At 60.8% G+C, this 14359-nt stretch carries 11 protein-coding genes and 2 pseudogenes; 5 read left to right on the forward strand and 8 right to left on the reverse strand.

Going from position 1 to position 14359, the window contains the following annotated elements; all coding sequences use genetic code 11:
- Position 1: 1 nt before the first annotated feature.
- The 3 genes from ACXX9E_RS09850 to ACXX9E_RS09860 all read right to left on the reverse strand — a co-directional run bounded on the left by ACXX9E_RS09850 (position 2) and on the right by ACXX9E_RS09860 (position 2094).
- Complete coding sequence (locus ACXX9E_RS09850) at positions 2–376, reverse strand: hypothetical protein (RefSeq protein WP_186748602.1); 375 nt, start codon at positions 374–376, stop codon at positions 2–4.
- A 211-nt stretch (positions 377–587) separates the two neighbouring features.
- A complete protein-coding gene (locus tag ACXX9E_RS09855; RefSeq protein ID WP_458555367.1) occupies positions 588–779 on the reverse strand; it encodes a hypothetical protein in 192 nt (63 codons plus the stop codon).
- A gap of 10 nt (positions 780–789) precedes the next feature.
- The gene (locus ACXX9E_RS09860) at positions 790–2094 is read right to left on the reverse strand and encodes a phospholipase (RefSeq protein WP_458555368.1); all 1305 of its coding nucleotides are present in this window, start codon (positions 2092–2094) and stop codon (positions 790–792) included.
- A 236-nt stretch (positions 2095–2330) separates the two neighbouring features.
- On the opposite strand from ACXX9E_RS09860, the gene kdgD reads away from it, so the two are divergent.
- The 5 genes and pseudogenes from kdgD (at position 2331) to ACXX9E_RS09885 (ending at position 9162) form a co-directional block, all read left to right on the forward strand.
- Positions 2331–3242: a 5-dehydro-4-deoxyglucarate dehydratase gene (gene kdgD / locus ACXX9E_RS09865; protein ID WP_007915340.1), complete on the forward strand. Its 912-nt coding sequence runs from the start codon at positions 2331–2333 to the stop codon at positions 3240–3242.
- A 75-nt stretch (positions 3243–3317) separates the two neighbouring features.
- The gene (locus tag ACXX9E_RS09870; RefSeq protein WP_457236408.1) at positions 3318–4763 is read left to right on the forward strand and encodes an aldehyde dehydrogenase family protein; all 1446 of its coding nucleotides are present in this window, start codon (positions 3318–3320) and stop codon (positions 4761–4763) included.
- A 141-nt stretch (positions 4764–4904) separates the two neighbouring features.
- A pseudogene (locus ACXX9E_RS09875) lies at positions 4905–6287 on the forward strand (MFS transporter); the annotation flags it as partial.
- An 11-nt stretch (positions 6288–6298) separates the two neighbouring features.
- Positions 6299–7851 (forward strand): annotated as a pseudogene (garD, locus tag ACXX9E_RS09880) (galactarate dehydratase).
- Positions 7852–8220: 369 nt separating this feature from the next.
- Positions 8221–9162 carry an AEC family transporter gene (locus ACXX9E_RS09885; RefSeq protein ID WP_123464628.1) on the forward strand — a complete coding sequence of 314 codons (942 nt, stop codon included), beginning with the start codon at positions 8221–8223 and terminating at the stop codon, positions 9160–9162.
- 63 nt (positions 9163–9225) lie between these two features.
- Here ACXX9E_RS09885 and ACXX9E_RS09890 read toward each other — a convergent pair whose 3' ends face one another.
- The 5 genes from ACXX9E_RS09890 to gatA all read right to left on the reverse strand — a co-directional run bounded on the left by ACXX9E_RS09890 (position 9226) and on the right by gatA (position 14347).
- The gene (locus tag ACXX9E_RS09890; RefSeq protein ID WP_011332452.1) at positions 9226–9606 is read right to left on the reverse strand and encodes a carboxymuconolactone decarboxylase family protein; all 381 of its coding nucleotides are present in this window, start codon (positions 9604–9606) and stop codon (positions 9226–9228) included.
- Positions 9603–10664: a calcium/sodium antiporter gene (locus ACXX9E_RS09895; protein WP_447808699.1), complete on the reverse strand. Its 1062-nt coding sequence runs from the start codon at positions 10662–10664 to the stop codon at positions 9603–9605. Before ACXX9E_RS09895 ends, ACXX9E_RS09890 begins: the two co-directional genes overlap by 4 nt.
- Before the next feature lie 46 nt (positions 10665–10710).
- Positions 10711–11085, reverse strand: coding sequence for a septal ring lytic transglycosylase RlpA family protein (locus ACXX9E_RS09900; RefSeq protein WP_123464633.1), 375 nt, complete (start codon positions 11083–11085; stop codon positions 10711–10713).
- Between the two features lie 218 nt (positions 11086–11303).
- Positions 11304–12749 carry an Asp-tRNA(Asn)/Glu-tRNA(Gln) amidotransferase subunit GatB gene (gene gatB, locus ACXX9E_RS09905; RefSeq protein WP_123464635.1) on the reverse strand — a complete coding sequence of 482 codons (1446 nt, stop codon included), beginning with the start codon at positions 12747–12749 and terminating at the stop codon, positions 11304–11306.
- Positions 12750–12895: 146 nt separating this feature from the next.
- Entirely contained in the window at positions 12896–14347 is a 1452-nt protein-coding gene (gene gatA / locus ACXX9E_RS09910; protein WP_007961566.1) for an Asp-tRNA(Asn)/Glu-tRNA(Gln) amidotransferase subunit GatA, read from the reverse strand.
- Positions 14348–14359: the final 12 nt, after the last annotated feature.

A 14359-nucleotide genomic window follows, 5' to 3' on the forward strand; every position in this document is an offset into this window, starting at 1 on the left:
CTCAGGTTTCGATGCAGAGCATCAGCGGCTCGGAACACGGCTCCAGACTGGACTCATCGGCGAACTTGTAGCGCAGCTCAACCTCTTCGTTCAGATAGGTTTCGAGCGCCTCCCTGGGGATGCGCAACTCGATACCGTTGAGTTTCAATGCCTCTTCGCTGGCATCGTCCCAGATCCCTGTGGGCTGGGTCTGCCCTTGCCAGTCGGGGTCTTCGGGATCGGCGCCGAGAATCGGGTAGACCTCCCAGTTCGCCGGAATGTCGGTCGCGTCAGGCACCTGAAGGATCAATTCGTCGCCGAGTGTCGACAGGCTGACAGTGGCTTTTTCCGGTGGGTGACCGGGGGCTTGGGAAAGGACTGGTGGGGCAAAAGTCATGGGTTCGCTCTCCGTGCGAGGTGAGCCGTGATCCGTTCACGGCGGTTTGTGCACGGTACGGGCCTTTGCGCAGAGGCGCTTTAAACCGTTCGTTGCCAGCTATTTCAATTTCCTTTTGCAAGCGCTGTCGCAGGCGGCGACCTTTAGATCTTGATCATTAAAAATCAACGTCAAAGGATCGCAGCCTGCGGTAGCTCCTGCAGGGAAGGGGTTAGAGGGTGGGCAGAATCGAGCGATCCACTCTCACGGCCAGCGGCCCGGTGACGGGTTTGGCGTTAAACGTCGCGTATCCCTGATCATCCACGGTCGCCCGGGCAATTGGCAGGCCTTTGGCCAACAGTTCCAGCGGCGCACCCTCGAGCGATTGGCCTGAGGCCAGTTCCAGTTTCAATGTGATCGTCATGGTGTTCTCCTCAATTGACGTTGCCGGTGGGCTGGTAGTTCTTGAGCAAGAGATAGGTGCTCCAGCCCCACCAGTCGTCGATGGTCGCGGTGTCGTTGAGGTTGTTGACGTCCTTGCGCCGCAGTACTTTGCCGCCCTCGACCCGGAACAGCGGCGAGAAGTTGCTGGAAAGATTCAGTACCGCCGTCAGATCCGGCAGCCGTTGCAGCGCGGCGAACGCCGACGGAGCGGGCGCATTGCCGCTGAGGTAGGTGGCGAAGACTTCATCCGCCGAGGCCTGCACAGCCAGATTGACCTGGGTACGGTTGTCCGCGTCGCTGGCCTCGAAATAGCGCTTGTCGCCGAAGGCACGCCATTGAGCGCCATGGGCGTTGCGCACCTTGAGGCCGAATTTGCTGTCTTCGTCATGCATGAAGCGAGTTACCAGCGAGCCAAGATCGCTCGGCGTCACCACCGCCGCCATCTCTTTGCGCGGCACGCGCAGGTGCCCGGAGGAGAACAGGTCGGTGAGGAAATGGTCGGCGAACGCGTTCATCGCGTAGGCCCTTTCCAGCTGTTGCTCATCGTGACTGGCCCGGGCCGCGACGGCGGTCTGCAGGGCGGCGGTGTGGCCGGCGATGTAGGCCAGTCTGGCCCATTCGCCGAAGTGATCGGCGTTGTTCGCCGCCAGTTTCAGATAACGCCCAAGCGGGAACAGCGCCGAGACAAAGCTGCCGCCGCCGGTGAGCTTGTTCCACTCTTCCGACAACGTATCTCCTAGCGCATCGTAGGCTTCATGCGGTTGTTTACCGTCCTTGATCGCCTGTTTAACCGCGTCGATCTCTTTCTGCATGACCGCGAGGATCTGCGGCGCCTCGGCACGGGACGCCGGCAGCACGGCAAGGGAATCGAAGGCAGCGTTGAAGCGGTTCAGGCGATCGGCCGGGGTCGCCCCTTCGTTGATCGGCCGGTCGACCACACCGTAGAAATCGCCGCCCAGTGCCAGGGTCTGGCCGTAGGTCAGGGCGAGGCCGTTGGGCAGGTGTAACGGCACGTTTTGCGCACGGATCGGTTCGGCGTTTTCGCTGAAGCGCAGTAGGGTGTTGTCGCCGATGGCCGTGTGTTCAGCGCCTTCGAAGCGCAATTGCGCTTTGCCTTTGAGCGGTTTGCCGGGGAGGCCGGTGACCTGTTCGACATCGCTGTGGGCGTCGGCAATGTGCAGCACCAGATGCGGGTTGTCGGTGCTGAAGCGGATGCCGGTCTTGGTGAACAGATCATCGAAACGGGCGATGAGCGGCTTGGGTCTTTCCTGTGGTTTGGGCTGTAGTCCGGACATTTCTTTCTCCTTGATATGTCATCGGCGGGTTTAATTTAACTGTATGTATATACAGTTAAATCGAGCCTAGATGAGAATTTTCCTACGTCAAGAAAGAATCCTGTCCGACAAAAAATGCTGGTCAGCGATGAAATGCAGTTGACGGTTATCTTTTAAGTTGTACGATGACCTACAACTTCAGCGCTGGCTGAATCATAAAACTCACAAAAAACGTTGCTACCCAGGGTGTTCGAAAAATGAATCCACAAGAACTGAAGTCCATCCTCTCCGCCGGCCTGCTGTCCTTCCCGGTCACCGATTTCAACGCGCAGGGTGATTTCAACCGCGCGGGCTATATCAAACGTCTGGAATGGCTGGCCCCGTATGGCGCTTCAGCATTGTTCGCCGCCGGTGGCACCGGTGAGTTCTTCTCCCTGGCTGCCAGCGAATACTCGGAAATCATCAAGACGGCCGTCGACACTTGCGCAACGAGTGTGCCGATCCTCGCCGGTGTCGGTGGTTCGACTCGTCAGGCCATCGAATACGCTCAAGAAGCCGAGCGTCTGGGTGCCAAAGGTCTGTTGCTGCTGCCGCACTACCTGACCGAAGCCAGCCAGGACGGGGTTGCCGCCCACGTTGAAGCCGTGTGTAAATCGGTGAACATCGGCGTAGTCGTCTACAACCGCAACGTTTGCCGCCTCAACGCGCCGCTGCTGGAACGTCTGGCCGAGCGCTGCCCGAACCTGATCGGTTACAAGGACGGCCTGGGCGATATCGAGTTGATGGTGTCGATCCGCCGCCGCCTCGGTGATCGCTTCAGCTACCTCGGCGGCCTGCCGACCGCTGAAGTCTACGCCGCTGCCTATAAGGCGCTGGGCGTGCCGGTTTACTCGTCGGCGGTGTTCAACTTCATCCCGAAAACCGCGATGGACTTCTACCACGCGATCGCTCGTGAAGATCACGCCACCGTCGGCAAGATCATCGACGACTTCTTCCTGCCGTACCTCGACATTCGCAACCGCAAGGCTGGTTATGCCGTGAGCATCGTCAAGGCAGGCGCGAAAATCGCCGGCTATGACGCAGGCCCGGTGCGGGCCCCGCTGACCGACCTGACCGGCGAAGAGTACGAAATGCTCGCCGCGCTGATCGACAAGCAAGGTGCGCAGTAACACCCGATAAAAGCGAGGCCGCTGAGCAATCAGCGGCTTTTTGCGTGAAGGCTTTGAGATCTGAGGGCTGCCCCTGTGACAACTGCAAAACGCTACGACAACTACATCAACGGCGAATGGGTTGCTGGTGCCGACTACTCGGCCAACATCAACCCGTCGGAACTGAGCGACAACATCGGCGATTACGCCAAGGCCGACCTGACTCAGGTTCACGCCGCCATCGACGCCGCCCGCGCGGCCTTCCCGGCGTGGTCGACTTCGGGCATTCAGGCCCGTCACGATTCGCTGGATAAAGTCGGCACCGAGATTCTGGCTCGTCGCGAAGAACTCGGCACCTTGCTGGCCCGCGAAGAGGGCAAGACCTTGCCCGAAGCCATCGGCGAAGTGACCCGCGCCGGCAACATCTTCAAATTCTTCGCCGGTGAGTGCCTGCGTCTGTCCGGCGATTACGTGCCGTCGGTGCGTCCGGGCGTCAATGTTGAAGTCACCCGCGAAGCACTCGGCGTGGTCGGTCTGATCACCCCGTGGAACTTCCCGATTGCAATTCCGGCGTGGAAAATCGCGCCAGCCTTGGCCTACGGCAACTGCGTGGTATTGAAACCGGCCGATCTGGTGCCGGGTTGCGCCTGGGCACTGGCCGAAATCATCTCCCGGGCAGGCTTTCCGGCCGGCGTGTTCAACCTGGTGATGGGCAGCGGTCGTGTGGTTGGCGATGCTCTGGTGCAGAGCCCGAAAGTCGACGGCATCAGCTTCACCGGGTCGGTGGGCGTGGGTCGGCAGATCGCGGTCAACTGCGTGGCGCGCCAAGCCAAAGTGCAACTGGAAATGGGCGGCAAGAACCCGCAGATCATTCTCGACGACGCCGACCTCAAACAAGCGGTCGAGCTGTCGGTGCAGAGTGCGTTCTACTCCACCGGCCAGCGTTGCACCGCTTCCAGCCGCTTGATCGTCACTGCCGGGATCCACGATAAGTTCGTCGAGGCGATGGCCGAGCGCATGAAGTCGATCAAGGTCGGCCACGCCCTGAAATCCGGCACTGACATCGGTCCAGTGGTGTCCCAGGCGCAGCTTGAACAGGACCTGAAGTACATCGACATCGGCCAGTCCGAAGGTGCGCGTCTGGTCAGCGGCGGCGGTCTGGTGACCTGCGACACCGAAGGTTATTTCCTCGCGCCAACGCTGTTTGCCGACAGTGAAGCGTCGATGCGTATCAGCCGCGAAGAAATCTTCGGCCCGGTGGCCAACATTGTTCGCGTGGCGGATTACGACGCGGCGCTGGCAATGGCCAATGACACCGAGTTCGGTCTGTCGGCGGGTATCGCCACCACCTCGCTGAAGTACGCCAACCACTTCAAGCGTCACTCGCAGGCCGGGATGGTGATGGTCAATTTGCCGACCGCTGGCGTCGATTACCACGTTCCGTTCGGGGGCCGTAAGGGTTCATCCTATGGCTCACGTGAGCAAGGCCGCTATGCGCAAGAGTTCTACACCGTGGTGAAAACCGCCTACATAGGCTCCTGATACACGCAATACCTGTGGGGGCAGGCCTGCAAGCGATAGCATCACCGCGGTGTAACTGAACAACCGCAGTGATGCTATCGCCGGCAGGCCAGCTCCCACAAAAGACAGACCAAAGAAGATTCACCCGCGCATAAAAATAATCAGTGGGAGTACATCTACATGCAATCGTCCAAGCCGACTCACGTCCGCTATTTGATCCTGCTCATGCTGTTTCTGGTGACCACGATCAACTACGCCGACCGCGCCACGATCGCCATCGCCGGCTCCAGCCTGCAAAAAGATCTGGGCATCGACGCGGTCACCCTCGGCTATATCTTCTCTGCCTTCGGTTGGGCCTACGTGGCCGGGCAAATTCCCGGCGGCTGGTTGCTCGATCGCTTCGGCTCGAAAAAAGTCTATGCCCTGAGCATTTTCACCTGGTCGCTGTTCACCGTGCTGCAAGGCTTTGTCGGTGAGTTCGGCATGTCCACGGCGATTGTTGCGCTGTTCATGCTGCGCTTCCTCGTCGGTCTGGCGGAAGCGCCATCCTTCCCGGGCAACGCGCGCATCGTCGCCGCGTGGTTTCCGACCGCTGAACGCGGCACCGCTTCGGCGATCTTCAACTCGGCGCAATACTTCGCCACCGTGCTGTTCGCGCCGCTGATGGGCTGGATCGTCTATAGCTTTGGCTGGGAGCACGTGTTCATTGTCATGGGCGTGTTCGGCATCGTCTTCTCGGGGATCTGGCTCAAGGTTATCCACAGCCCGCGTCAGCATCCGATGGCCAACGCAGCGGAAGTGCAGTTCATCGCCGACAACGGCGGCATGGTCGACATGGACCAGAACAAAGGCAAAAAGGCTGACGGGCCGAAGTGGGATTACATTCGTCAGTTGCTGACCAACCGTATGATGCTCGGCGTGTACCTGGGCCAGTACTGCATCAACGGCATCACTTACTTCTTCCTGACGTGGTTCCCGGTGTACCTGGTGCAAGAGCGTGGCATGACCATTCTCAAGGCCGGTTTCATCGCCTCGTTGCCGGCGATCTGCGGCTTCATCGGTGGTGTGCTCGGCGGGGTGATTTCCGATTACCTGCTGCGCAAAGGGCATTCGCTGACCTTCGCCCGCAAGGCACCGATCATCGCCGGGTTGCTGGTGTCCAGCAGCATCGTGGCCTGCAACTATGTCGACGTTGAATGGATGGTCGTGGGTTTCATGGCGTTGGCGTTCTTCGGCAAAGGCGTGGGCGCGCTGGGCTGGGCGGTGGTCTCCGATACCTCGCCAAAACAGATCGCCGGTCTGAGCGGTGGCCTGTTCAACACCTTCGGCAACATCGCTTCGATTACCACGCCGATCGTGATCGGCTACATCATCAGCTCCACCGGATCGTTCAAATGGGCGCTGGTGTTCGTTGGTGCCAACGCACTGGTTGCGGTGTTCAGCTACCTGGTGATCGTCGGCCCGATCAAACGCGTGGTACTCAAAGAGCCGCCAACCCATGGCGGTACTGAAGCCACCGGCAAATTGTCTCAAGCGCATTCCTGAGGAGCGGCGTCATGCAGTTGATTGAACATTCCGACTCGCCGCGCTACATCCGCCTGCACGAGCGGGACAACGTAGTGATTGTGGTCAACGACCAGGGCGTGCCGGCCGGCACCGAATTTCCCGACGGTCTGGTGACCGTGGATTTTGTACCGCAGAGCCACAAGGTCACCCTCGCAGACATTCCCGAGGGCGGCCAGGTAATTCGCTACGGCCAGACCATCGGCTACGCGTTGCAGCCCATTCCGCGCGGCAGTTGGGTCAAGGAAGATCAACTGCGCATGCCGACCGCGCCGCCGCTGGACAGCCTGCCGCTATCCACCGAAGTGCCGCCCGCCCAGGCACCGCTGGAAGGCTTCACCTTCGAGGGTTATCGCAATGCCGACGGCACTGTCGGCACGCGCAACATTCTCGGGATTACTACCACGGTGCAGTGTGTCACCGGTGTGCTCGATCATGCGGTGAGGCGCATCAAGGACGAGTTGCTGCCCAAATACCCGCACGTCGATGACGTGGTGGCGCTGACCCACAGTTACGGCTGCGGCGTGGCGATCACCGCCACCGACGCCTACATCCCGATTCGCACCGTGCGCAATCTGGCGCGCAACCCGAACCTGGGGGAGAGGCGCTGGTGATCAGTCTCGGTTGCGAGAAATTGCAGGCCGGGCAGGTGATGCACGAGGACGACGCTTCGGTTGATCTGAGCGAGCCGTGGCTGTATCGCCTGCAGGATTCCAGTCACGGTTTCACCGAGATGATCGAGCAGATCATGGCGCTGGCCGAAGTCCGCCTGAAGAAGCTCGACCAGCGCCGCCGCGAAACCGTGCCGGCGTCCGAGTTGATCCTCGGCATGCAGTGCGGCGGCAGCGATGCGTTTTCCGGAATCACCGCCAACCCGGCACTGGGCTACGCCTCGGACTTGCTGCTGCGTGCGGGGGCGACGGTGATGTTTTCCGAAGTCACTGAGGTGCGCGATGCGATCTACCTGCTGACTTCACGTGCGCAGAGCAAAACTGTCGCCGAGGAACTGGTGCGCGAAATGGACTGGTACGACCGTTATCTGGCCAAGGGCGAAGCGGATCGCAGCGCCAATACCACGCCGGGCAACAAGAAGGGCGGGTTGTCGAACATTGTCGAGAAGTCGCTGGGCTCAATCGTCAAGTCCGGCAGCAGCGCGATCAACGGCGTGCTCGGCCCGGGCGAGCGCTTCAAGCGGAAAGGTTTGATCTTCTGCGCGACCCCGGCCAGCGATTTTGTCTGCGGCACGTTGCAATTGGCGGCGGGGATGAACCTGCATGTGTTCACCACCGGTCGCGGCACACCCTACGGGCTGGCGATGGCACCGGTCGTAAAAGTCTCGACCCGGACCGAGCTGGCGCAGCGTTGGCCGGACCTGATCGACATCGACGCCGGACGGATTGCCACCGGGCGCGCAACCATCGAGGAGTTGGGTTGGGAGTTGTTCCACTACTATCTGGATGTGGCGAGCGGCAAGCAGCAGACGTGGGCGGAGAAGCACAAGCTGCATAACGACATCACGCTGTTTAACCCAGCGCCGATTACTTGATGCGTGATCGGCTTGGCCCTCACCCCAGCCCTCTCCCGGAGGGAGAGGGGGCCGACCGAGGTGTCTTGCGCATTACATCGACCTGAAAGACGGAGTCGATTATGGATTTGGCGATGTCATTTCAGGTCGATGGATTTCTCCAATATCCCGCGATCGGTCCCCTCTCCCTTTGGGAGAGGGCTAGGGAGGGGGCGATCGAGTTGATTATGGCCTGCTATAGGCATTGCTGGATTCAGCGATGTCATTTCAGGTCGATGGATTTCTCCAATATCCCGCGATCGGTCCCCTCTCCCTTTGGGAGAGGGCTAGGGTGAGGGGCTTTTGCTTTATCATTGCCACCTAACGACGCTCACCCAAGGCTCCCCCGGCATGCTGGCAATCTTCCTCGAAACCCTGAACATCACCGCGCCGGTGTTTGCCATGCTGTTTCTCGGTGTGTTGCTCAAACGCATCGACTGGATCAACGACAACTTCATCCACACCGCCTCGTCGCTGGTGTTCAACGTCAGCATGCCGGCGCTGCTGTTTCTCGGCATTCTGCATGCGGATCTGCACGCCGCGTTGCAACCGGCACTGCTGATCTATTTCGCCGTCGCCACGCTGGCGAGTTTTGCCCTGGCCTGGGGCTGGGCGATTCTGCGTTGCCCCCGCGAAGATCGCGGCATCTACACCCAAGGCGCGTTTCGCGGCAACAACGGGGTGATCGGTCTGGCACTGGCGGCGAGCATGTACGGTGATTACGGAATTTCCCTCGGGGCGATTCTCGCGGCGCTGGTGATCCTGTTTTACAACACCCTGTCGACCATTGTCCTGGCGGTGTACAGCCCGGTGATCAAGTCCGATCCGTGGAGCATCTGCAAAAGCGTGTTCAGCAACCCGCTGATCATCAGCGTGATTGCTGCGGCGCCGTTTGCCTATTTCAAAATCGGTTTGCCGGGCTGGCTGGAGACATCCGGGCAGTATCTGGCGCAGACCACGTTGCCACTGGCGCTGATCTGCATCGGCGGAACCCTGTCACTGGCGGCGTTGCGCAAGAGCGGCAACATGGCACTCAGTTCGAGTCTGGTGAAGATGATCGGTTTGCCAGTGCTGGCGACTTTGGGGGCTTGGTTGTGGGGATTTCGCGGCGCGGAGCTGGGGATTCTGTTTCTGTACTTCGGCAGCCCGACGGCGGCGGCGAGTTTCGTCATGGCCCGGGCGGCGCAGGGCAATCATGAATTGGCGGCGGCGATCATTGTGTTGACCACGCTGATGGCTGCGGTGACCACCAATGTCGGGATCTTTGTTTTGCAGTGGGGTGGATGGATCTGACCGAAAGATTTTCGGTGATTTTTCCGGCCTCATCGCGGGCTTGCCCGCGATGAGGCCGGAAGGTCACTCAGGTTTCTGGTAGCTATCGATCACTTCCTGCGCTGCGCGAAACGCATCAATCGCCGCCGGCACGCCGGCATACACTGCGCAATGCAGCAGCGCCTCACGAATCTCATCCACCGTGCAGCCATTGTTCAGCGCGCCGCGCACATGGCCCTTCAACTCCTGTGGGCACTTCAGCGCGGTCAGTGCGGCGAGGGTGATCAGGCTGCGGGTTTTCAGCGGCAGACCTTCACGATTCCATACGCCGCCCCAGGCGTGTTCATTGACGAAATCCTGCAGCGGCTGGGTGAACTCGGTGGCGTTGCCCAAGGCGCGATCAACAAATGCATCGCCCATTACCTGACGGCGGACTTCAACCCCGGACTTCTTCGACTCGGTCATGGCATATCCCTCTTGTGGTGTTGGCGGCGCCAGGCGCGGATCGACGTGAACAGCAGAAACGTCAACAGCGTCGGCAAGACATAAAACAGCATCAACCGCTCGAGCTTGCCGGCCAACGGCATGCCGGTGGTGAACGACACCACGTGCAACCCGTACGCCAGGTACAAACCGAGCAACAGCAAACCTTCGGCACGTGTCACGCGGTAGCCGGAATAGAACACCGGCAGGCACAGCGCGGCGACGCCGAGCATCACCGGCAGGTCGAAATCCAGCGCGTTCGGCGACACCGACAGCGGCGTTGGTGCGATCAGTGCGGTCAGGCCGAGCACCCCCAGCAGGTTGAACAGGTTGGCGCCGATCACGTTGCCGACAGCGATGTCGCGTTGTCCGCGCAAGGCCGCGATCAACGACGTCGCGAGTTCCGGCAGCGACGTGCCGACGGCGACCACGGTCAGGCCGATGACGCGTTCCGAGAAGCCGAGATCAGTCGCCACCACAACCGCAGCGTTGAGCAACAGGTGCCCGGCGAACACCAGCATCGCCAGGCCGACGATGATCATCAGCACGCTGGTGATCCATGACGCCTGCAGCGCTTGCGGGGGATCGGAATGCGGTCGCGTCGAGTGGCGCGACTGCCGAAACAGCAAACCGAGGTACAACGCCAGGGCGGCCAGTAGCACGATGCCGTCGAACCGCCCGATCTCCTCGTTCCATGCCAGGACGAACACCAGCAGGCTGGCGCCGATCATCAGCGGAATATCGAGGCGCACCAGTTGCCGCGACACACGCAGCGGAATGATCAACGCCGACAGGCCGAGGGTGACAAGGATGTTGAAGATGCTGCTGCCGACCACACTGCCGACGGCAATGTCGGAGTTATGCGTCAGCGCAGCTTGCAGGCTGACGGCCATTTGCGGCGCACTGCTGCCGAGGGCGACGATGGTCAGACCGATGATCAGCGGCCGTACGTGCAGACGGGCCGCCAGCCGCACCGCCGCGCGCACCATCAGTTCGGCGCCGAAGATCAGCAGGCCGAGGCCGGCGAGCAATTCGATCACGCTGATCAGCGGTAAATCGGTCAGTCCGAAAATGGTCGGTGCTCCATCAGTCGTCGAGGGCCTGGATGCGCACCCGGGCGGTGCCACTGCCGAGCATACCGAGTCGTTCGGCCGCTTCGCGTGAAACATCGATCAGGCGACCACGGGTATGCGGCCCGCGATCATTGATGCGGACCACGCAGGACTTGGCGTTTTTCAGGTTGGTGACCATCACCCGGGTGCCGAAAGGCAACTGGCGGTGGGCGGCGGTCAGGGAATGCTGGTTGAACGCTTCGCCGCTGGCGGTGCGTTTACCGTGGTGTTTGGCGCCGTAATAAGAGGCAACGCCGGTCTGGTCGTAACCGTGCGGGTCGATGATGTCGTTGCTGGCGCAACCGGCCAGTAGAGAGAGCAGGGCGCAGCTGATGAACAAACGCTTCATTCAAAGGTTTCCCGAATCAAATGTGGGAGTGACCTGTGGCGAGGGGATTTATCCCCGTTGGACTGCGCAGCAGTCCCAAAATCTGAGAACTCGGTTTATCTGGTGCAAATCAAGCTCAGCCATTGGGGCCGCTTCGCGGCCCAACGGGGATAAATCCCCACGCCACAGGTCACTCCTACAGGGGATGGAGCCAGGCTGTTTGTCTGGCTCCATTTTCATCAGCCTTCGAGCTTGCTTTTCAGCAGTTCGTTCACTTGCTGCGGGTTGGCCTTGCCTTTGGAGGCTTTCATGGCCTGACCGACGAAGAAACCGAACATCTTGCCGCGCTTGGCTTCGTCTGCAGCACGGTATTGCTCGACCTGCTCGGCGTTGGCCGCGAGCATTTCGTCCAGCACCGCCGAGATCGCGCCGCTGTCGGTCACTTGCTTCAGGCCGCGCTTTTCGATGATCTCGTCCGCAGTGCCTTCGCCATTGGCCATCGCTTCGAACACCACTTTGGCGATCTTGCCGGAGATGGTGTTGTCCTTGATGCGCTGCAGCATGCCGCCCAACAGCTCGGCGGAGACTGGCGAATCCTCGATGTCCAGGCCTTGCTTGTTGAGCAGGCTGCCCAACTCGACCATCACCCAGTTCGCTGCCAGTTTGGCGTCACCGCCGATGGCCGCGACTTTCTCGAAGTAATCCGCTTGCTCACGGCTGGTGGCCAGCACGTTGGCGTCGTAGGCCGACAGACCGAACTGGCTCTGGAAGCGCTCGCGTTTTTGCGGTGGCAGTTCTGGCAGGGTGGCGCGCACCTCGCCCAGGAACGACTCTTCGATGACCACCGGCAGCAGGTCCGGATCGGGGAAGTAACGGTAGTCGTTGGCTTCCTCTTTCGAACGCATTGGACGGGTCTCGTCCTTGTTCGGATCGTACAGACGGGTCTGCTGGATCACTTTGCCGCCGTCTTCGATCAGCTCGATCTGACGCTGGATCTCGGAGTTGATCGCCTTCTCGATGAAGCGGAACGAGTTGACGTTCTTGATCTCGCAGCGGGTGCCGAACTCGACCTGGCCTTTCGGACGTACCGAGACGTTGCAGTCGCAACGCAGCGAGCCTTCGGCCATGTTGCCGTCGCAGATCCCCAGGTAACGCACCAGCGCGTGGATCGCCTTGACGTAAGCCACGGCTTCCTTGGCGCTGCGCATGTCCGGCTCGGACACGATTTCCAGCAGCGGCGTGCCGGCACGGTTCAGGTCGATGCCGGTGGCACCGTTGAATTCTTCGTGCAGGCTCTTGCCGGCGTCTTCTTCCAGGTGCGCACGGGTGATGCCGACACGTTTGACCGTGCCGTCTTCCAGGGCGATGTCCAGGTGGCCCTTGCCGACGATCGGCAATTCCATCTGGCTGATCTGGTAGCCCTTCGGCAGGTCCGGGTAGAAGTAGTTCTTGCGGGCGAACACGTTGTGCTGACCGATCTCGGCGTCAATCGCCAGACCGAACATCACCGCCATGCGCACCGCTTCCTGGTTCAGCACCGGCAACACGCCGGGCATGCCCAGGTCGATCAGGCTGGCCTGGGTGTTCGGCTCGGAGCCGAACTGGGTGGAACTACCGGAAAAGATTTTCGACCGGGTGGTGAGCTGAGTGTGAATCTCCAGCCCGATCACGACTTCCCATTGCATGTGTGTCTCCTAGCCTTTTGCTGGGGATTTTGAAACGTTGCGAGCGAAGGTAAGGCAAGGCGAAAACTGGCGAGTAAGCGGAGTTGACGTTAGTCAATGAGCATTACGAGCCAGTTTTCAACGCAGCATTACCGAGCGCAGCAGTTTCAAAACCCCTGCGGGGTGCGGGTGTGCCAGTCAGTGTGTAACTGATACTGGTGGGCAACGTTCAACAGGCGACCTTCCTGGAAGTACGGCGCGAGCAACTGCACGCCAACCGGCAGACCGTCGACAAAACCGGCCGGCATCGACAGGCCCGGCAGGCCCGCGAGGTTGGCGGTGATGGTGTAGACGTCTTCCAGATAGGCAGCGACCGGGTCGCTGTTCTTGGCGCCGAGCTTCCAGGCCGGGTTCGGCGTGGTCGGGCCGAGGATGATGTCGACTTCATTAAAGGCCGCCATGAAGTCGTTCTTCACCAGACGACGAATCTTCTGCGCTTTCAGGTAGTAGGCATCGTAGTAACCGGCGGACAGCGCGTAGGCACCGACCATGATCCGGCGCTGCACTTCAGGGCCGAAGCCTTCGCCACGGGAGCGCTTGTACAGGTCGATCAGGTTTTCCGGGTTCTCGCAGCGATGGCCGAAACGCACGCCGTCGAAGCGCGACAGGTTCGAGGAGGCTTCTGCCGGCGCAATCACGTAGTACGCAGGAATCGCGTGCTGCATGTTCGGCAGGCTGATTTCCTTGATCACCGCACCGAGCTTCTGCAGCTCTTTGATGCTGTTCTGGATCAGCTCGGCAATGCGCGGGTCGAGACCGGCGCTGAAGTATTCCTTCGGCACGCCGATGCGCAGGCCTTGCAGCGAATCGCCGAGGCTGGCGGAGTAATCCGGAACCGGCTCATCAATGCTGGTGGAGTCGTTCTGGTCGAACCCGGCCATACCTTGCAACAAAATCGCGCAGTCTTCGGCGGTGCGTGCCAACGGGCCGCCCTGATCGAGGCTGGAGGCATAAGCGATCATGCCCCAGCGCGACACGCGACCGTAGGTCGGCTTCAGGCCGGTGAGGTTGGTGAACGCCGCCGGCTGACGGATCGAGCCGCCGGTGTCGGTGGCCGTGGCCGCAGGCAACAGACGAGCGGCAACCGCCGCCGCCGAACCACCGGACGAGCCGCCCGGTACGTGTTCCAGGTTCCACGGGTTTTTCACCGCGCCGTACCAGCTCGACTCGTTGGCCGAACCCATGGCGAATTCGTCCATGTTGGTCTTGCCCAGAGTCACGGCACCGGCAGCGGCCAGTTTCGCGACCACGGTGGCGTCGTACGGGGCCTTGAAGTTGTCGAGCATCTTCGAGCCGCAGCTGGTGCGAATGCCCTGGGTGCAGAACAGGTCTTTGTGAGCGATCGGCGCGCCGAGCAGGGCGCCGCTCTCACCGTTGGCCCGGCGTGCGTCGGCGGCTTTCGCCTGCTCGAGCGCCAGCTCTTCGGTGAGGCTGATGAAACTGTTGAGCTGCGGATCGAGCTGGGTGATACGCGCCAGCAGGACTTTGGTCAGCTCTTCGGAGGAAAACTTTTTATCGGCGAGACCGCGGGCGATCTCGGCCAGAGTCATTTGATGCATTGCAGGCTCTTT

Source organism: Pseudomonas sp. GNP014 (assembly GCF_054344005.1).

What these genes read in the sequence shown, in the direction of transcription:
- ACXX9E_RS09850 (WP_186748602.1), bottom strand. Translation starts at nt 376, where the DNA reads ATGACTTTTGCCCCACCAGTCCTTTCCCAAGCCCCCGGTCACCCACCG.
- ACXX9E_RS09855 (WP_458555367.1), bottom strand. Translation starts at nt 779, where the DNA reads ATGACGATCACATTGAAACTGGAACTGGCCTCAGGCCAATCGCTCGAG.
- ACXX9E_RS09860 (WP_458555368.1), bottom strand. Translation starts at nt 2,094, where the DNA reads ATGTCCGGACTACAGCCCAAACCACAGGAAAGACCCAAGCCGCTCATC.
- kdgD (WP_007915340.1), top strand. Translation starts at nt 2,331, where the DNA reads ATGAATCCACAAGAACTGAAGTCCATCCTCTCCGCCGGCCTGCTGTCC.
- ACXX9E_RS09885 (WP_123464628.1), top strand. Translation starts at nt 8,221, where the DNA reads ATGCTGGCAATCTTCCTCGAAACCCTGAACATCACCGCGCCGGTGTTT.
- ACXX9E_RS09890 (WP_011332452.1), bottom strand. Translation starts at nt 9,606, where the DNA reads ATGACCGAGTCGAAGAAGTCCGGGGTTGAAGTCCGCCGTCAGGTAATG.
- ACXX9E_RS09900 (WP_123464633.1), bottom strand. Translation starts at nt 11,085, where the DNA reads ATGAAGCGTTTGTTCATCAGCTGCGCCCTGCTCTCTCTACTGGCCGGT.
- gatB (WP_123464635.1), bottom strand. Translation starts at nt 12,749, where the DNA reads ATGCAATGGGAAGTCGTGATCGGGCTGGAGATTCACACTCAGCTCACC.
- gatA (WP_007961566.1), bottom strand. Translation starts at nt 14,347, where the DNA reads ATGCATCAAATGACTCTGGCCGAGATCGCCCGCGGTCTCGCCGATAAA.